General features: G+C 38.6%; 18 protein-coding genes and 1 other annotated feature. Of the genes, 17 read left to right on the top strand and 1 reads right to left on the bottom strand.

Annotated elements, in window-relative coordinates; all coding sequences use genetic code 11:
- Nucleotides 1–96: 96 nt before the first annotated feature.
- The 9 genes from rfbD to HMPREF2917_RS04810 all read left to right on the top strand — a co-directional run bounded on the left by rfbD (nt 97) and on the right by HMPREF2917_RS04810 (nt 11,016).
- Entirely contained in the window at nt 97–948 is an 852-nt protein-coding gene (gene rfbD, locus HMPREF2917_RS04850) for a dTDP-4-dehydrorhamnose reductase (RefSeq protein ID WP_070589272.1), read from the top strand.
- 107 nt (nt 949–1,055) lie between these two features.
- Nucleotides 1,056–2,204 (top strand): beta 1-4 rhamnosyltransferase Cps2T, encoded by a 1,149-nt coding sequence (gene cps2T / locus HMPREF2917_RS04845; RefSeq protein WP_070589270.1) that lies wholly within the window; start codon nt 1,056–1,058, stop codon nt 2,202–2,204.
- Nucleotides 2,201–3,142, top strand: a complete 942-nt coding sequence (locus HMPREF2917_RS04840; RefSeq protein ID WP_070589268.1) for a glycosyltransferase family 2 protein — start codon at nt 2,201–2,203, stop codon at nt 3,140–3,142. The genes cps2T and HMPREF2917_RS04840 overlap by 4 nt, the downstream gene beginning before the upstream one ends.
- On the top strand, nt 3,142–3,948 hold the full coding sequence (locus HMPREF2917_RS04835; RefSeq protein WP_070589266.1) for an ABC transporter permease: 807 nt from the start codon (nt 3,142–3,144) through the stop codon (nt 3,946–3,948). Before HMPREF2917_RS04840 ends, HMPREF2917_RS04835 begins: the two co-directional genes overlap by 1 nt.
- The gene (locus HMPREF2917_RS04830) at nt 3,948–5,159 is read left to right on the top strand and encodes an ABC transporter ATP-binding protein (RefSeq protein WP_070589264.1); all 1,212 of its coding nucleotides are present in this window, start codon (nt 3,948–3,950) and stop codon (nt 5,157–5,159) included. Before HMPREF2917_RS04835 ends, HMPREF2917_RS04830 begins: the two co-directional genes overlap by 1 nt.
- Nucleotides 5,160–5,168: 9 nt before the next feature.
- Nucleotides 5,169–6,170, top strand: a complete 1,002-nt coding sequence (locus HMPREF2917_RS04825) for a glycosyltransferase (RefSeq protein ID WP_070589262.1) — start codon at nt 5,169–5,171, stop codon at nt 6,168–6,170.
- A gap of 1 nt (nt 6,171) precedes the next feature.
- Nucleotides 6,172–7,920 (top strand): rhamnan synthesis F family protein, encoded by a 1,749-nt coding sequence (locus HMPREF2917_RS04820; protein ID WP_070589259.1) that lies wholly within the window; start codon nt 6,172–6,174, stop codon nt 7,918–7,920.
- Complete coding sequence (locus HMPREF2917_RS04815) at nt 7,920–10,445, top strand: LTA synthase family protein (RefSeq protein ID WP_070589258.1); 2,526 nt, start codon at nt 7,920–7,922, stop codon at nt 10,443–10,445. Before HMPREF2917_RS04820 ends, HMPREF2917_RS04815 begins: the two co-directional genes overlap by 1 nt.
- A 94-nt stretch (nt 10,446–10,539) precedes the next feature.
- Nucleotides 10,540–11,016 (top strand): EbsA family protein, encoded by a 477-nt coding sequence (locus HMPREF2917_RS04810; protein WP_023917814.1) that lies wholly within the window; start codon nt 10,540–10,542, stop codon nt 11,014–11,016.
- A 9-nt stretch (nt 11,017–11,025) separates the two neighbouring features.
- Here the strand turns inward: HMPREF2917_RS04810 and HMPREF2917_RS04805 are convergent, their stop codons facing one another.
- Nucleotides 11,026–11,226 carry a ferredoxin gene (locus HMPREF2917_RS04805; RefSeq protein ID WP_003003472.1) on the bottom strand — a complete coding sequence of 67 codons (201 nt, stop codon included), beginning with the start codon at nt 11,224–11,226 and terminating at the stop codon, nt 11,026–11,028.
- Nucleotides 11,227–11,271: 45 nt separating this feature from the next.
- Between HMPREF2917_RS04805 and HMPREF2917_RS04800 the strand changes: the two genes are divergently transcribed.
- The 8 genes from HMPREF2917_RS04800 to HMPREF2917_RS04760 all read left to right on the top strand — a co-directional run bounded on the left by HMPREF2917_RS04800 (nt 11,272) and on the right by HMPREF2917_RS04760 (nt 17,076).
- Nucleotides 11,272–11,727, top strand: a complete 456-nt coding sequence (locus HMPREF2917_RS04800) for an SAG1386/EF1546 family surface-associated protein (protein ID WP_003006692.1) — start codon at nt 11,272–11,274, stop codon at nt 11,725–11,727.
- A 14-nt stretch (nt 11,728–11,741) separates the two neighbouring features.
- Complete coding sequence (gene cmk, locus HMPREF2917_RS04795; RefSeq protein WP_070589255.1) at nt 11,742–12,422, top strand: (d)CMP kinase; 681 nt, start codon at nt 11,742–11,744, stop codon at nt 12,420–12,422.
- A 23-nt stretch (nt 12,423–12,445) separates the two neighbouring features.
- Nucleotides 12,446–12,576 (top strand) — a sequence feature (ribosomal protein L20 leader region).
- A gap of 16 nt (nt 12,577–12,592) precedes the next feature.
- Nucleotides 12,593–13,123 carry a translation initiation factor IF-3 gene (gene infC, locus HMPREF2917_RS04790; RefSeq protein ID WP_003003721.1) on the top strand — a complete coding sequence of 177 codons (531 nt, stop codon included), beginning with the start codon at nt 12,593–12,595 and terminating at the stop codon, nt 13,121–13,123.
- A 33-nt stretch (nt 13,124–13,156) separates the two neighbouring features.
- Nucleotides 13,157–13,357, top strand: a complete 201-nt coding sequence (rpmI, locus tag HMPREF2917_RS04785) for a 50S ribosomal protein L35 (protein ID WP_003003453.1) — start codon at nt 13,157–13,159, stop codon at nt 13,355–13,357.
- A 49-nt stretch (nt 13,358–13,406) separates the two neighbouring features.
- Nucleotides 13,407–13,766 (top strand): 50S ribosomal protein L20, encoded by a 360-nt coding sequence (gene rplT, locus HMPREF2917_RS04780; protein WP_000124834.1) that lies wholly within the window; start codon nt 13,407–13,409, stop codon nt 13,764–13,766.
- Between the two features lie 308 nt (nt 13,767–14,074).
- A complete protein-coding gene (locus HMPREF2917_RS04775) occupies nt 14,075–14,542 on the top strand; it encodes a deoxycytidylate deaminase (RefSeq protein WP_141751529.1) in 468 nt (155 codons plus the stop codon).
- Between the two features lie 170 nt (nt 14,543–14,712).
- A complete protein-coding gene (locus HMPREF2917_RS04770; RefSeq protein ID WP_070589251.1) occupies nt 14,713–15,144 on the top strand; it encodes a hypothetical protein in 432 nt (143 codons plus the stop codon).
- A 705-nt stretch (nt 15,145–15,849) separates the two neighbouring features.
- Nucleotides 15,850–17,076, top strand: a complete 1,227-nt coding sequence (locus tag HMPREF2917_RS04760; RefSeq protein WP_070589249.1) for an ABC transporter permease — start codon at nt 15,850–15,852, stop codon at nt 17,074–17,076.
- Nucleotides 17,077–17,169 lie beyond the last annotated feature (93 nt).

Genomic DNA, 17,169 nt, shown 5'->3' with positions numbered 1-17,169 from the left:
CACTGTTAACTAGGAAAAGGTGTGTTGTTTAAAAGCAGAAAACTTCTGCTTTTTTTGCTATAATGATAAGGAAAAAGCATTCGAAAGGAACGTAACATGATTTTAATTACAGGAGCAAATGGGCAGCTTGGAACGGAGCTTCGCCATTTGTTAGATGAACGAAATGAAGAATATGTAGCTGTTGATGTAGCTGAAATGGACATCACAAATGCAGAGAAAGTAGACGAGGTATTTGAGGAAGTAAAACCAACCTTGGTATATCACTGTGCTGCTTACACAGCTGTGGATGCGGCAGAAGATGAAGGAAAAGAGTTGGACTATGCCATCAACGTGACTGGTACGGAAAATGTAGCAAAAGCGTCTGAAAAGCACGGCGCAACCCTAGTCTATATCTCAACGGACTACGTTTTTGATGGGAAAAAACCAGTGGGACAAGAATGGGAAGTAGACGATCAACCAGATCCTCAAACAGAGTACGGTCGTACCAAACGTATGGGGGAAGAATTGGTTGAGAAGCATGTGTCTAACTTCTATATTATCCGTACAGCTTGGGTCTTTGGAAACTACGGTAAGAACTTTGTCTTCACCATGCAAAATCTTGCGAAGACTCACAAAACACTTACAGTCGTCAACGACCAACATGGTCGTCCAACCTGGACCCGTACTCTTGCAGAGTTTATGACTTATTTGGCTGAAAACCGTAAGGAGTATGGTTATTACCACTTGTCAAATGATGCAGCAGAAGATACAACTTGGTATGACTTTGCAGTTGAAATCCTCAAAGATACGGATGTTGAAGTGAAGCCAGTGGATTCCAGCCAATTCCCAGCTAAAGCGAAACGCCCGCTTAACTCAACAATGAGTTTGGCTAAGGCTAAGGCTACAGGATTCGTTATTCCAACTTGGAAAGATGCTTTGAAAGAATTTTACAAACAAGAAGTGAAATAAGAACAAATAGAAGCGGCCCTCAAGGGTCGCTTTTCTGTTTGCATTAGGCAAAAAGCCTAGAAAATGGTATAATTGAATAGACTGTGAATGATTTGAAAGGGAACTCTATGCAACATGTTTTTATTATCGGAAGTCGTGGGCTTCCGGCTCAATATGGCGGTTTTGAGACTTTTGTGGACCAATTGGTTTCGCATCAAGTGTCTCCAGATATCCAGTACCATGTTGCCTGCCTTTCTAATGATCAAGCTTATCAACATTTTGACTACAAGGGTGTGGATTGTTTTACCATTAAAGCCCCTAAGCTTGGGCCTGCGCGTGTCATCGCCTATGATATGATGGCCATCAACTACGCCTTGAAGCTTATTAAGAAACAAGGAATTGAACAGTCGATTTTTTACGTATTGGGCAATACAATCGGAGCCTTTGTGGCGCCCTTTGCGCGCAAGATCCATAAGATAGGCGGACGATTTTATATCAACCCAGATGGACTGGAGTGGAAGCGGGCCAAGTGGGCCAAGCCGATCCAAGCCTATCTCAAGTATTCTGAAAAGATCATGACGCGCCATGCTGACTTGGTGATTTCTGACAACCCAGGTATTGAGTCTTATATCAAGGAAGCCTATCCTTGGTCCAAGACGACCTATATTGCCTACGGAACGGACTTATCTCCGACTAGCCTAAATAGTCAGGATAATAAGGCCCGAGAATTCTATCACAAGTGGCAGACACAGGAGAAGAACTATTACTTGATCTTGGGTCGTTTTGTCCCAGAAAATAATTACGAGACCGCCATTCGTGAATTTATGGCCTCTTCCACAAAGCGGGATTTGGTGATCATTTGTAACCAGGAAGGCAATCCTTATTTTGAGGAGCTCCGAGCTCGGACTGGATTTGATCAGGATCCACGCGTCAAGTTTGTAGGAACGGTCTATGATCAAGACCTATTGAAATATATCCGTAAAGAAGCCTTTGCCTATATCCATGGTCATGAAGTGGGCGGAACCAATCCTGGTCTCCTAGAGGCTCTTGCCCAGACGGATCTGAATTTAGTTTTAGGTGTCTCCTTTAACCAAACGGTCGCTAAGGATTCGGCTCAATATTGGACTAAAGAAACTGGGAATTTAGCGCATTTGATTGACCAGGTAGATTCTTTAGAAGATGTATCTGAATGGGGTCAACGTGCCAAGGCCAATATGAAACAAAACTTTACCTGGGAAAAAATTGTAGGTGAGTACGAGGAATTATTCTTATCATGAAAGTAAATATCTTGTTGTCCACCTATAATGGTGAACAGTATCTAAAAGAGCAGGTCAAAAGTATCCAAGACCAGACTTATCAAGATTGGCAACTCTTGATCCGAGATGATGGTTCGACAGATGGTACGGTGGAGATCATTCAAGAGTTGATGGCCCAGGATAAGCGCATTCGCTTTATCAATCAAGGAGCTATCGAAAATCTCGGTGTTATCAAGAGCTTCCATGCGCTTTTGAAATATGAAAAAGCTGATCTTTATTGTTTCAGTGATCAAGATGATGTCTGGTTACCAGATAAGATTGCACTTCAGGTAGCAGAAGCCGAGAAGCATCCTCAAGAAGTGCCTTTGCTGGTCTACACAGATTTAAAAGTGGTCGATGAAAACTTGAATGTGCAGCATGAGAGTATGATTCGCACCCAGTCTGATCATGCCAATACAGAATTGATTCAAGAGTTGACGGAAAATACGGTAACTGGTGGAGTGGCCATGATTAACCACGCGCTGGCTGACTTATGGACGGGTCAAGAAAAACATGCGCTTCTCATGCATGATTGGTATTTGGCCTTGTTGGCAACTTCCTTTGGAAAGCTCATCTATATCGATCAGCCAACAGAATTGTACCGTCAGCACAGTAGCAACGTTCTGGGGGCTCGTACCCTTAGAAAACGGGTCAAAAACTGGGTTCGCCCTCATGTTCTTTTTGCTAAGTACTGGAATCTCATTGAGTCCAGTCAAGAACAAGCAAAAAATCTATTGGATCTACCTGTCAGTCTCCAAACTAAAGAAATCATTGAAAACTTTGTCACCATTATGGATGTTCCACTAAAAGAACGTTTGAGACGGATTCGTCAGTACGGTTACCGGAAGAACCGGGCTTTTCACACCTTTGTGTTTACCAGCTTGATTCTGACAAAGTTTGCATATCGAGGTAAAAAATAATGTTTGACGTTTTTAGTCAGAAAAATCGAATTTTATTACGAGAATTAATCAAAACAGACTTTAAATTACGCTATCAGGGTTCAGCTATTGGCTATCTTTGGTCCATTTTAAAGCCCTTGATGACCTTTACGATCATGTACGTCGTCTTCATCCGCTTCTTACGCTTAGGTGGGGATGTGCCCCATTTCCCAGTTGCCCTCTTGTTGGCCAATGTAATCTGGGGCTTCTTCTCAGAAGCAACATCTATGGGGATGGTGTCGATTGTTAGTCGAGGCGACTTGTTGCGAAAATTGAACTTCTCCAAACACATCATTGTCTTGTCTGCGATTTCAGGAGCAGCAATCAACTTTGTCATTAACCTGGTTGTGGTTTTGATTTTTTCATTCTTTAATGGGGTGACATTCTCTTGGACAGCTTTGATGGTGATTCCGCTATTCTTTGAGTTGTTCTTGATGGCGACAGGATGTGCATTGATCTTAGCGACATTTTTTGTTCGTTTCCGCGATCTTGGACAAGTCTGGGAAGTACTCTTGCAAGCAGGCTTGTATGCGACGCCAATTATCTATCCGATTACCTTTATCGCAGACCGCAATCCATGGGCTGCTAAGTTGGTCATGATGAATCCTTTGGCTCAAATGATTCAAGACATGCGTTACTTCTTGATCGATAAGGCCAATACCCCTGTCTGGCTTTTGGTGGAAAATAAGTTCTTGGTTCTGATTCCTTATGTCTTGCCAATTCTTATTTTTGTCGCTGGCTTTGCTTACTTTAACAAACATGCTAAGAAATTTGCGGAGATTCTCTAATGACAGATAAACAAATTGCAGTAAAAGTAGATCATGTCAGCAAGTACTTTAAGTTGCCAACAGAAGCAACCAATAGTCTTCGAACTGCCCTGGTCAATCGCTTTAAAGGCATTAAAGGCTATAAAGAACAACACGTCCTAAAGGATATTTCTTTTGAAGTAGAAAAAGGAGACTTTTTCGGGATCCTCGGAAGAAATGGTTCTGGGAAATCGACCCTTTTAAAAATTATTTCTGAAATCTATGTGCCGGAAAAAGGTACCGTCACTATTGATGGGAAACTGGTGTCCTTTATTGAGCTTGGAGTGGGCTTTAACCCAGAACTGACAGGTCGTGAAAATGTCTACATGAACGGGGCCATGCTGGGCTTCTCAACAGCTGAAATTGATGCCATGTATGATGACATCGTAGACTTTGCCGAGTTGCATGAATTCATGAACCAAAAGCTCAAGAACTACTCATCGGGGATGCAGGTTCGTCTAGCCTTTTCGGTTGCGATTAAGGCCCAAGGCGATATCTTGATTTTGGACGAGGTCCTAGCAGTAGGAGATGAGGCCTTCCAGCGCAAGTGTAACGATTACTTCCAAGAACGCAAGAAATCAGGGAAAACCACTATACTAGTTACCCATGATATGGGAGCCGTTAAGAAATATTGTAACAAGGCTGTTTTGATTGAAAATGGTTTGGTGAAGGCATTGGGAGCCCCAGAAGATGTAGCAAATCAGTATAGTGTTGATAATGCGACTACAAGTAAACATCCTGAGAAAACTGACGATCGTAAGAATCATATTAGTGTAGTAAAAAATCTAAAAGTCAAAATGATTTCGGATCAAGTTATCCATCAGAACGATATGGTAGAATTTGAAGTTTCTTATGATTTAGAAGAAGATATAGTTACTTACTTAGTTTTCTCTATGACAGATATTGATAGAAATATTTGGATTTATAATGACAACACTTATGATTTTCCAACAACATCAAAGGGACACAAGATTTTTCGATATAAATGTAGTTTAAATGCAATCAATAATTTAAAATTAAAATTACAGGTCACTATTTTGGGAGAATCACGTGAAATGTTAGCTTTTGCAACAGAAGCTAACGCACCTCTAATTGTAATGAATCGAACGGATATAGCAAATGATGATTTTTCAGCTATGGACTCTTCTTCTGGGTTAATTCAGAGAAATGGGAAGTGGGATATTATCGAATAGGTGATTATTATGAAGGATTCAGTGGTAACAATAGTTTGTACGAGTTACAATTATAGTCAATATATTTCAATGGCTCTAGATAGTTTTTTGTGCCAAGAAACAGATTTTCCATATGATATTCTAGTTGTTGATGATTGCTCAACAGATAATTCAAGAGAGATATTATTAGATTATAGGGATCGATACCCAGATAAAATTTCTCTTGTATTTAATGATCGGAACAAAGGATTAACTAGAACTTGGATTGATATTTGTGATCAGGTAACAGCGAAGTATATTGCAAGATGTGACGCAGACGATTTTTGGATTGATTCAAAAAAATTACAAAAACAATTTGATTTATTAGAATCAAATGAAAACTCTAAGTGGTGTAATACAGAATTTAATATTGTGGATGAAGACAATAAGATTATCCACGAAAATGTTTTTAAAAATGGTCCTATTGCATATGCAAATACATATAGTAAAATGTTAGCCACGAAAGGTATGACATTACCTTCGTCGTGGATGATTGAAACTGAATTAATGCAAAAAGTAAATCACATGATAGCACCGGATTCTGTAGATGATGGTTTCCCAATGCAGTTGGAATTCTTTCATCTGACAGAACTTACATTTATTGAAGATGCAACTGTTGCGTATAGAATGTCAAGTAATTCAGATTCAAGACCAGTAGATCCTGTCAAAATGAAATATAGGATTGATGGTTTATTAAAAACACAATTAGAGTATCTAAATAAGTACCCTGAACAGGATATTTTAGACATTGCAAAAATACAAGCCGAACATGATGCAAAGCAAGAATGGCGGATTTTTGAAATGGGAAACTTAATCAATCATCTTCAAAAAGATTTAGAAATTTCAATAAATAAACTGGATGAATTATCTCAAAACGTACAAGAATTGATTCAAAAAAATGAAAAATTATCTCATGAATACAATTCCGTCATCCATTCTCGCCGTTGGACCATTCCAACAAAGATCTTGAAATTCTTAAGAATAAGGAAATAATATGCAACGTTTACTTTTATATGGCCACTTTAATAAATTTAACTTTATCAGTGGACATGTACTTTACCAATTAGAAAAAATTCGTCCCTTGTATTCACGGGTGGTCTTTATCTCCAATAGTCAGCTACCAGAAGATGTGAAGGCCCATTTGTCTTCGCAACAGTTGGTGGACGATATTCTCGAACGTCAAAATAGTGGTTTTGACTTTGCGGCTTGGCGGGATGGAATGAAGACAGTCGGCTTTGATCAACTGGCTCACTTTGATTCTGTTACCCTCATGAATGATACCTGCTTTGGACCTCTTTGGGATCTAAAACCAATCTACCAGCAGTTTGAAAATGATGATGAAGTGGATTTCTGGGGAATGACCAATTACCGGAAAGACAAGGATTTTAACGAGCATATTCAAAGTTATTATCTTAGCTTTAAAAAAAAGGTGCTAACATCGAGCGCCTTTCATGAATTTTGGCAGGGTGTTCAGGACTTCACAGATGTTCAAGATGTGATTGATAACTACGAGACCAAGGTCACAACGAACTTTTTGGATGCTGGTTTTCGCTATAAAACTGTTTTTGATACCATCCATGAAGACACAACAGGGATGCTCTATCCGGACTTTTCATACTACAACCCTACAGCGATTCTCAATCATAAGGTTCCTTTCATCAAAGTCAAAACCATTGCAAACAATGAAGGAATCATGCCTTATATTTTTGATGAATTGGAGCGTGTATCGGACTATCCATTGGATTTGATTCTTAACCACATGTCTATGATTGATCGTCCGGACTTTCCTTATCTCTTGTCTCGTAAGTACTTGAAAAATCAGGAATTAGCTGGAGAGTTTGGTAAAAAAGTTGGGGTTCATCTTCATGTCTTTTATGTGGACCTCTTGGAAGAATTTCTAGATGCTTTTCAAGCCTTTCATTTCGCTTATGACTTATGGATCACGACAGATGCAGAAGAGAAGAAGCAGGCTGTTGAGAAAATTCTTTCTCATCGAGCACAAGATGCCACGGTTGTGATGACTGGAAACATTGGTCGGGATGTGTTGCCAATGCTACTCTTAAAAGAGCAACTCTCCCACTATGATTATGTCGGTCATTTCCATACCAAGAAATCAAAAGAAGCAGATTTTTGGGCAGGTGAATCTTGGCGGAAAGAATTGATTGAGATGCTGGTCAAGCCAGCGGATCAAATCCTTGCCAACATGGAGGCCAATCCAAAAGTCGGAATCACCATCGCAGATATTCCAACTTTCTTCCGTTACAATCGAATAGTGGTTGCCTGGAATGAAGCCCTCATTTCGCCAGAGATGAACAAGCTCTGGGAACGGATGGGAGCGACCAAGACGATTGACTTCAAAAATCTCAATACCTTTGTCATGAGTTATGGGACCTTTGTTTGGTTTAAATATGATGCTTTGAAACCACTCTTTGATTTGAATTTGACAGCAGCAGATGTTCCAGCTGAACCTCTACCTCAAAATTCGATATTGCATGCGATCGAACGTTTGTTGATCTACATTGCTTGGGATCAAAAATATGACTTTAGGATCTCTCAAAATCCTCATGTCCTGACACCATTTATTGATAATAAGCAATTGAACAATCGTGAAGATCTCCAACCGCATACCTTTGTGGACTTTAATCAAATTGGGGGGATCAAAGGAGCCTTGAAGTATATCGTAATCGGTCCTGCAAGAGCTGTGAAATATATACTAAAAAGAATGATAAAGAAAGTGAAATAATGAAACGGAAAAAAGAGTTTAATTTTAAAGAATTTATCCTCTCAGCATTATCGAAAGTCTCAAGAACTCAGTGGTATTATGGGGTTACTTTCGTTCTATTTTCTTTTTTTAATTTTTACCTAGCTCAGAATAATCTTGCAGTTCATAACAAAGCAACAGGAACTGTTCTACAATATGTTAATTTTTTAGGAATTCTATTTGGAATTAGTTTCTTGCTATTAATTCCAATATTATCCCAGTTCAATTTTAAAAAATGGTTTCCTCTTAAACTGATTGTCAGTTATTTGGTTTACAATACCCTTTCTTATTTGACAGAAATCACGATTTATTTGAATAATCCAAAATACAAGGTTTGGAATTTTGATCAGAATCCATTCTTTAGAACGGATTCCTTCCTTGTCATTTTCCTTCTGTTTGCTTCTACAGGTGGTTTGGTTCTATTGCGACAGCATTATGATAAGCTACCAAGTCGGAAAAAAGGAGGAGAAGAGATTGGCGAGAACTATCAGTATCTGGTCTTGTCGCAACTCTTGATCACCTTTATCGTAACAGACAAAAATTTTTCGACCCTGATTTATAGGACAGATAATTTTTTGTATAAGGCCTTTGAAATTGGCAAATACTCAGCTCAGCAATTTTGGTTAACAAATGAATTCTTATACTTTCTATTTCCGTTGATTTCCTTGCTTGGATTCTTGTATACAAAAGGGCAGCGAGATTTCGTCAAGAACAAACCGAGTTTCTCTTTAGTGTTCTTCTCTAGTACCACTATTGCAATTGTATTGAATTATTTTATCCAATTCAGTTTAGGTCGAACAGAACCCTTCTTAGGCGTTCATTACACGATTCCAGATGCCATCTTATTTCAAATTCTCATTCTGACAGCGATACTTATCTTTGTTTACATTTGTATCAATCAATATTGGATTGCTACCTGTCTCATTTCCATTGTTTCCATTGCTTTTGTAGTTGCAAATTCCATCAAGTTTGGCATGAGGAATGAGCCAGTTTTACCAAGTGATTTAACTTGGTTGACCAAACCAATGACGCTTTTGAGCTTTATGGACAAAGGGCAAATATTTTACATCTTTTTATTGGTGGTCTTTCTGGTTTGTCTACTGATTGTCGGGAAAAAGTACCTCTTTAAAGGAAGAATTATTTCTTCATGGAAAATACAAATCGGAGCTATTGCAGTGATGCTCTTATGTTTTAAGAGTGTCAATGGGATATTCAGTGATAAAGAAAACGGGAAGATCAAGGCTAATGTACCAATTATAAGTACCCTGAACAATTACCAGGATATTAATTGGCTAGGGAATACGACCAATGCTCGTTATAAAGGATTGTCTTATGTTTGGATGAATCAATTGACGACGGAGGTTGTTCCAAAACCGGATGGTTATTCCAAAGAACGTCTTGAGAAAATAGCTCAAAAATATACCAACTTGTCGAATGAGATCAATAAGGAGAGAAGTAACTACTTAAACGATCAAACGGTTATCTATATTCTGAGCGAAAGTTTTTCTGATCCTAGAAAGGTTGAAGGTGTTGAGCTCACGGAAAACCCGATTCCAAATATTGAAAACATTATGAAAACCCACACGAGTGGTCAAATGCATTCAGATGGCTATGGTGGTGGAACAGCAAATATGGAGTTTCAAACTTTAACAAGTTTGCCATTCTATAATATATCACCAACTGTTTCGGTATTGTATACAGAGGTATTCCCTAAAATTCATGATGTTCCTTCTATAAGTAATACTTATTCTAGCAAAAATAAAATAGCTATTCATTTAGCTGGTGGAGCAAATTATTCTAGGGACATTGTATATTCAAGGCTGAATTTTAGCGACTTTATCACGATTAATACTAAGGGGATAACTGTTAGAAAAGAAGGAATTAGTCCGAGTGATGAATCCACCTATAATATTGTGCTAGACAATTTAAACGACAAAACCGGACAATTCTTTTCTGTGATGACCATGCAAAATCATACCCCATGGTTAGAAGCAAACCCAGAAACCTTGGATGCCAAAGGTAAAGGTTTTAGTGATGAAGAAAATTCAAAACTGACTTTCTATAGTCGCTTGCTTTCACAAACTGACACCGCCACCCAATCCTTCCTGGAAAGTCTTTCTAAAATAGATAAGAAGATTACAGTGGTATTTTATGGGGATCACTTACCAGGTCTCTATCCTGAGTCGGCCTTTAAGAATAATCCGGAGAGTCAGTATCAGACAGATTACTTCATTTGGAGTAATTTTGATGCACCGAAATTGAACTATCCTTTGGTCAATTCAAGTGATTTCTCTGCTATGGTCTTTGAACAGACCAATTCAAAAGTTTCGCCTTACTATGCTTTGTTGACAGAAGTACTGAAAAAAGCAAGTGTCGATAAAAAGGCCTTGGAAGGAGAAGCACAAGAAATTGCAGAGGATTTGAAAATGGTTGAATACGACTTGATTAGTGGGAAAGGTTACCTTTCTAAAGACTTCTTTAAAGTCCCAACCAACAAATCCAATTAAAAGGAGTGCTAGCAGGTAAAAATCTTTGTGATTTTGGCTGTCTGGCTCCCTTTTTTTTGTTTTTTATGCTAAACTATTAGATGGGGGTACGCTCATGATTAAGATATTTGGAAAGGTCCATTATCATTGGCAACCGGACTTATCTATTCTTGTGACTTATTGGTCCATTGCAGTGATTCCGGTCTTTATTGGACTGGCCTTGATGTATGAGAGCTCTAGTGTGCCAACGCTAGTTTTGTTTTCGTTCTTTTTATTTATGGTCTTGCTCGCGATTGGGGTCCATCGTTACTTCACGATCTATGAGGATGGGATCTTGCGGATTATTACAGCCAATCCTTTTACTCCAATCAAGGTGAAGATTGACTCGATCGAAAAGGTCGAAGTAAATAAGAAATCGATCAAGCTCATATTTAATGATGGATCGCGCAGTCGAACATTCTGTATGCGTAAATGGCCGAAAAAATACTTTATCAATGCACTTGCCTTAAATCCTTATTTTAAGGGAGAAGTAATCCTGACGGACAATTTCATCCATGTGGATTACTACGAGATGTATTATGCAAACAAATAAAAAGCCCTCTTAATCTTTTAAGAGAGCACGAGTGGGGCATTCTTTAATAGCCTCGAGAACATCGTTTGTGACAGGGACTTCCTTTTCAAGGAGGTCGTCCTCTTCAGCAGCAAATTTAACGATGCCATTGTCATGGTAATCAAATAATTCAGAATAGGTCTGACAGAGACCGCAAGCGATGCAACGATCTGGAATTAACGTAACTTTCATACTTCTATTGTAATGATTTTTACGAGAAAAAACAAGGAGGAAGTCATGGCAAAAGAACCATGGGAAGAAGATATTTACGATGATGGAGAAGAAACATTGAAAAGAACGAGTAAGTTAAACGGAATCAAGGCAGATCGTCTATTGACGATTTTAGCCATTATTTTCTTTGTAGTAGTAGTGGCGATGGTCTGCTTGTTGATCTTCCTTTCAACAGGTGGCAGCAATAAATCAAAACAAATGTCTGGTTTCTACAATGGAGAGACTAAGGTTGAACAGAAATCATCAGCCCCTGCAGCACAAACTGACCAAGCGGCTAAAGACGATAGTTCAAAAGATGAGAACTCGGAAGAAGGTACGATCACTGTTCAAGCAGGTGAAGGGGAAGCAGCGATTGCTGCGCGTGCTGGTATTTCCATTGCCCAATTGGAACAGTTAAATCCATCTCACATGTCTACAGGATCATGGTATGCGAATCCTGGTGATGTCGTTAAGATTCAGTAGGAGTTGAAGACAACATGAAACAAATTCAAATTGCCATTGATGGACCGGCTTCTAGTGGAAAGTCCACAGTTGCAAAGATCATTGCCAAGGATCTAGGCTATACGTATCTAGATACGGGGGCTATGTATCGTGCAGCGACATATCTAGCTTTGCAAAATAATCTGACAGCTGAACAGGTTGATGACCTCTTAGCCCTTTTAGATCAGTATCCAATTAGTTTCGGTCGATCGGAAGAGGGAGAGCAGCTTGTCTTTGTAGCAGACGTGGATATTACCCACCCAATTCGCGATAACAAAGTGACCAACAATGTTTCATGGGTTGCAGCACTTGCGCCAGTCCGTGAAAAACTTGTCGCTCTACAGCAAGAAATTGCAGCAGAGGGGGGCATCGTTATGGATGGACGTGATATTGGGACAGTCGTCCTTCCACATGCAGAGTTGAAGATCTTTTTGGTCGCTTCTGTTGAGGAGCGGGCAGAACGTCGTTATAAGGAAAATGTTGAAAAGGGCATCACAGCGGATCTTGAATTGTTGAAAAAAGAAATCGCTGAGCGGGACTATAAGGACAGCCACCGTGCCGTTTCTCCTTTGAAACCTGCAGCTGATGCCATTCATTTTGACACAACGGGTGTTGGAATTGCAGACGTTGTTGCATTTATTGAAGAAAAAGCAAAAAAACTTCTTGACAAAGAATAAAAAACTTGATATCATATAAAAGTTGAGAAAAGCAGAAGTGAGAACTTCTCGCCTTGTGACGCAAGTTGCCTGGCCCCTACGGATCAAGTTTCAGTAATGAAATACATCATGTAGTTCGGGCCTGTTTTGCACAGGTCCGTTCTTTGTTTTTCTCGAATAATAAAAAAGAGGTGAAAACCATAGCAAAGCAAGACTTATTCATCAATGATGAAATTCGTGTACGTGAAGTTCGCTTAATCGGTCTTGAAGGTGAGCAATTGGGTATCAAACCACTTAGCGAAGCGCAAGCACTTGCGGACGACGCTAATGTTGACTTGGTTCTCATTCAACCTCAAGCTAAACCTCCTGTTGCGAAAATTATGGACTACGGTAAGTTCAAATTTGAGTACCAGAAGAAGCAAAAAGAACAACGCAAAAAACAAAGCGTTGTGACCGTGAAAGAAGTTCGTTTGAGCCCAGTGATTGACAAGGGTGATTTCGATACAAAACTTCGCAATGCTCGCAAATTCCTTGAAAAAGGAAATAAAGTGAAGGTATCCATTCGCTTTAAGGGTCGTATGATTACCCACAAAGAGATTGGTGCTAAAGTTTTAGCCGACTTCGCTGAAGCGACACAAGATGTGGCGATCATCGAACAACGAGCTAAGATGGATGGACGTCAAATGTTCATGCAATTGGCGCCAGCAACTGACAAGAAATAATCTGTCAGAAAGTTAAAAAAAGGAGAAAATATCATGCCAAAACAAAAAACACACCGCGCATCAGCTAAACGTTTCAAACGTACAGGTTCTGGTGGACTTAAACGTTTCCGTGCTTACACTTCTCACCGTTTCCACGGAAAAACTAAGAAACAACGTCGTCATCTTCGTAAAGCATCTATGGTGCATGCAGGAGATTTCAAACGTATCAAAGCAATGCTTACTCGCTTGAAATAATCGCGTATTCGTAAGTAAAGAATTCTAGGAAATATTGGAGGAAATATAAATGGCACGTGTTAAAGGTGGCGTTGTATCACGCAAACGTCGTAAACGTATTCTTAAATTAGCTAAAGGTTACTATGGAGCTAAACATATCTTGTTCCGTACTGCAAAAGAACAAGTAATGAACTCTTACTACTATGCATACCGTGACCGTCGTCAAAAGAAACGTGACTTCCGTAAATTGTGGATCACACGTATCAATGCGGCAGCTCGTATGAACGGACTTTCATACTCACAATTGATGCATGGTTTGAAATTGGCTGAGATCGAAGTTAACCGTAAAATGCTTGCTGACTTGGCTGTTAACGATGCAGCAGCTTTCACAGCTCTTGCAGATGCAGCGAAAGCAAAACTTGGTAAATAATATTTATAATAGGCTGGGCAAAAGTTGTCCAGCCTTTGATGTATGATAGAAATAACTGTATGACGCAGTGGTTGATTGGTATCTTTATTCGCTTTTTAAGCTCTAAAGTTGACCTATGTTGACGGAAACTATGTTTCCTTTATCTGCAACCTTCAACAGTCTCCCAGACTGTTGAAGCTGTGCGGGGGTGGGAAAACGAACTCTTTTTTACTAGTCAGAGTTCTTTCCCACTCCCTTTTTTTCTTGCTGATTTCATGCTATAATGAAAATAATCGTAACCGATATGAGGAGAGATGGAGGATACAAAGGTGACACACAATCGACTAGCATGGGATGAGTATTTTGCAGCACAGGCCTTACTGATTTCGAATCGAGCGACCTGTAATCGAGCTAAGGTTGGGGCTGTACTGGTAAAGGATAATAAGGTCATTGCAACCGGGTATAATGGATCCGTTTCTGGGACAGATCATTGTCTAGAGAATGGATGCCTCATGGTCGAGGGACACTGTGTCCGGACGATTCATGCGGAAGTCAATGCTATTTTGCAAGGAGCTGAACGTGGAATTCCAAAAGGCTTTACAGCTTATGTGACACATTTTCCTTGTCTCAATTGTACCAAGCAATTGCTTCAAGTTGGTTGCAAGCGGGTCGTTTATATCCATCAATACCGCATCGATGAATATGCCGAGTATCTTTACCGTGAAAAAGAAGTAGAACTGGTCAATTTACCAATTGAAGAAGTGAAACGAGCTATTGCTGAGGCTGATTTTATTTAGGGAAGCTTCCAGTCTATTTCATGATATGTTAGCAATCTAATTGAAAACCTGTTCAAATTAATGTTTAAGAGATAGCATTGAATAGATGGCTATCATGAAAAGAATAATGGAATCAAGTATAATGGTGTTAACGGAAAAACATAAAAATATAAGAAAGGTAGGAGAAAGTGATGACAAACCAAGAGAAACATCTTGAGGAAAATAAAGAACATAGTAAGATCAGTGAAGATTATCCCAATTCTGTATCTGTTCAGAATCCTCCAAAAGAAAATAGCTTACATTCTATTCTTCTTTCAGTGACATTTTACTTATCCATTATCTATCTTGTATTGTTTGTCTTTTTCTTTAATATTTTGGGATTTTTCATGTTGTTGATTTTTCTAACACCAAACTTCTTAGGTGTTGCTATTGGAACCATTTTACTTGGACTAGGGATGAAGAAGGGGAATAAAAGCCTCCTCTATGCGAGTATTGGACTCTATCTGCTGTCTATCATCTTGGGTTTTGAACTAGATTGGGAAATTTTTCGAATCGCTCCGTTACTGCTAGGTATTCTGGTTTTAATTGGAACACTCTTAGTTGAAGAAGAGAAAAGCTCTTAATTAAAAAATGGGTATGGTCAACTCTACTCAATAAAAAGTATTCGGGTCGATCAAAGAGATAGTTAAATCAGTTCTTCCGCTCTATTTTTAAGCGCTATTATTTGAAAGAATAACTAAAAATGTTAGGAGAAAGTTATGACAGATCAACAGAAAAATCTTGAAGTAGATAAAGAAAAAGAGGCAAAGATTCCGGAGGAAGCTCTTTCGCCTGTTGGTGAGATTGGTTCAGAAAAGAGAGTTGGAAGTTAGTTAACGCTATCTATTGCACTTGCTTTCACGATTATATACTGAGGATTATTTCTCCTCGAAGTAGCCGTATTAGCAGGATGGGCACCTGCCCTCTTGTTTTTCCTTGGGTTTCATCTCATTTGTTTCATCATTGCAACCATTCTCTTGTGGAATGGGAAAAAGATGGGCAATGTAACAACTCTTTACACGTCTGTAGGTATTTATTTTGTCTCAATGATTACAGCTCGTACTCCAGATTGGTCTAGCTTTTTCTTTCCTCCTCTTGTGATAGCTATACTGGTTTTTATTGGAACTGTATTGTTTAAAAATGAAGACTGATGATAGGGGGTAGGGTGTTCAATCCCATCTTTTTTATTTATTTAGTACTGATAACGCACTAAGAAAACGGTTACAAATTGTGTTATAATTTAAAAAAATGATCGTTAAATACTTTTCTTAGAAAGTGGAGGAGAATCTATGTCTAGAAAAAAATGGTATGGTATACTGCTAATTCTTGAAGCAATTCTTTATCTTGTTTCTTATGGTAGTAGTATAGTAGTGAACTATAGTTCCCAAAATTTAAATGGAAATACACCACTGTTCACTGTCTCTAGTATTTTTTCTATATGGAATGGAATGATTATTTGCTGGGTAATTTGGAGAATCATGAATCAGCGTTTAAATGTTGAAGGATTGATAGCTGCTCTTCTCCTCTCAATTACCCAACTACTGATGTTTTTTTTACCACCTTTCTCCCCAACAAATCTAATGAACATTTCCTTTGTGCTAAATATCATTTGTTTAATATGGATTTGCTTGCTTATAAAGAATGTAGAAATGAGGGAGCTTTTAAACAATTGGAAAAGTAAAGATGCTTGGAAATCATCGATAGCTTATTTAGTACTATTTGTTGCCTCTACAAATATTTCTCCACTATTTATATTGATTGGTATGGATAGAACGAGTGATATTTACGCTTTTACACTTCGATACAGTGTAATGGAGTTAATGTTTTTACTTCTGATTAATGTTATGATCACAAGTACAAGTGAGAAACTTCAGAAAGTATTTTCTCTCTTGCTCATTTTATCTTCTTTTGTTGTGATAGGTGCAGTATACTCTTTCATCTCTCGTATAAGCTTTTACGGTCTCTTTTATCTTCTCTTATCGATTTATATTGCTTGTCGTGTTTTTAGTTTACTTGAGAAAGTTGCAGTTAGCTGGGAGTCCAAGGTGAAAGTACAAGATCTATCATCTATTGACACTAAACCAGAGATGGCGGACTCTCAAGTAGAAGGAGACATAGATGTAAACGATCAGTTGAATGCTGATATACAATCAAACAATGATAAAGAAAATTCGCCAAAGAGGATCATTCTTCATTCGTCTTGGTTATGGAGCGCCCTTATAATAGCAGTATGCCACCTTGGTATTATGATTTTTCCTTTATTTTTAGGAAACCCTATGTATCTACTGATCTTATATATTGGTGCCATCCATTATATTTGTTTTATGATTGCGACTTTCATCCTTTTCATAGCTATGAGGAATGGAAATGTGGGTCTCTTAAATACATCAGCCGTCTTATTTATTGTTTCCATCATAGGTACGCTAGATCCTTATTGGACAGGTCCAAATATTTTATCCTTGGTTTTAGGAGTCCTGGTATTTATTGGAGGTATATTATTTAAAAATGGAGACTGATTAAAGTAGATAGGGTTGAAAATTTTTAAAGAACTGTTATCATTTAAGTAGGTGGTAGGTTTTCGAGTACCCATTGGTACGCGGACGCCTACC

It is taken from the genome of Streptococcus sp. HMSC061E03 (assembly GCF_001813505.1).
Classification (GTDB): domain Bacteria; phylum Bacillota; class Bacilli; order Lactobacillales; family Streptococcaceae; genus Streptococcus.
The sequence above is the reverse complement of the archived record's forward strand: the minus strand, read 5'-3'. Positions and strand labels throughout refer to the sequence as shown.

Coding starts and splice junctions, on each gene's coding strand:
- rfbD (WP_070589272.1), top strand. CDS start 97: ATGATTTTAATTACAGGAGCAAATGGGCAGCTTGGAACGGAGCTTCGC.
- cps2T (WP_070589270.1), top strand. CDS start 1,056: ATGCAACATGTTTTTATTATCGGAAGTCGTGGGCTTCCGGCTCAATAT.
- HMPREF2917_RS04840 (WP_070589268.1), top strand. CDS start 2,201: ATGAAAGTAAATATCTTGTTGTCCACCTATAATGGTGAACAGTATCTA.
- HMPREF2917_RS04835 (WP_070589266.1), top strand. CDS start 3,142: ATGTTTGACGTTTTTAGTCAGAAAAATCGAATTTTATTACGAGAATTA.
- HMPREF2917_RS04830 (WP_070589264.1), top strand. CDS start 3,948: ATGACAGATAAACAAATTGCAGTAAAAGTAGATCATGTCAGCAAGTAC.
- HMPREF2917_RS04825 (WP_070589262.1), top strand. CDS start 5,169: ATGAAGGATTCAGTGGTAACAATAGTTTGTACGAGTTACAATTATAGT.
- HMPREF2917_RS04820 (WP_070589259.1), top strand. CDS start 6,172: ATGCAACGTTTACTTTTATATGGCCACTTTAATAAATTTAACTTTATC.
- HMPREF2917_RS04815 (WP_070589258.1), top strand. CDS start 7,920: ATGAAACGGAAAAAAGAGTTTAATTTTAAAGAATTTATCCTCTCAGCA.
- HMPREF2917_RS04810 (WP_023917814.1), top strand. CDS start 10,540: ATGATTAAGATATTTGGAAAGGTCCATTATCATTGGCAACCGGACTTA.
- HMPREF2917_RS04805 (WP_003003472.1), bottom strand. CDS start 11,226: ATGAAAGTTACGTTAATTCCAGATCGTTGCATCGCTTGCGGTCTCTGT.
- HMPREF2917_RS04800 (WP_003006692.1), top strand. CDS start 11,272: ATGGCAAAAGAACCATGGGAAGAAGATATTTACGATGATGGAGAAGAA.
- cmk (WP_070589255.1), top strand. CDS start 11,742: ATGAAACAAATTCAAATTGCCATTGATGGACCGGCTTCTAGTGGAAAG.
- rpmI (WP_003003453.1), top strand. CDS start 13,157: ATGCCAAAACAAAAAACACACCGCGCATCAGCTAAACGTTTCAAACGT.
- rplT (WP_000124834.1), top strand. CDS start 13,407: ATGGCACGTGTTAAAGGTGGCGTTGTATCACGCAAACGTCGTAAACGT.
- HMPREF2917_RS04770 (WP_070589251.1), top strand. CDS start 14,713: ATGACAAACCAAGAGAAACATCTTGAGGAAAATAAAGAACATAGTAAG.
- HMPREF2917_RS04760 (WP_070589249.1), top strand. CDS start 15,850: ATGTCTAGAAAAAAATGGTATGGTATACTGCTAATTCTTGAAGCAATT.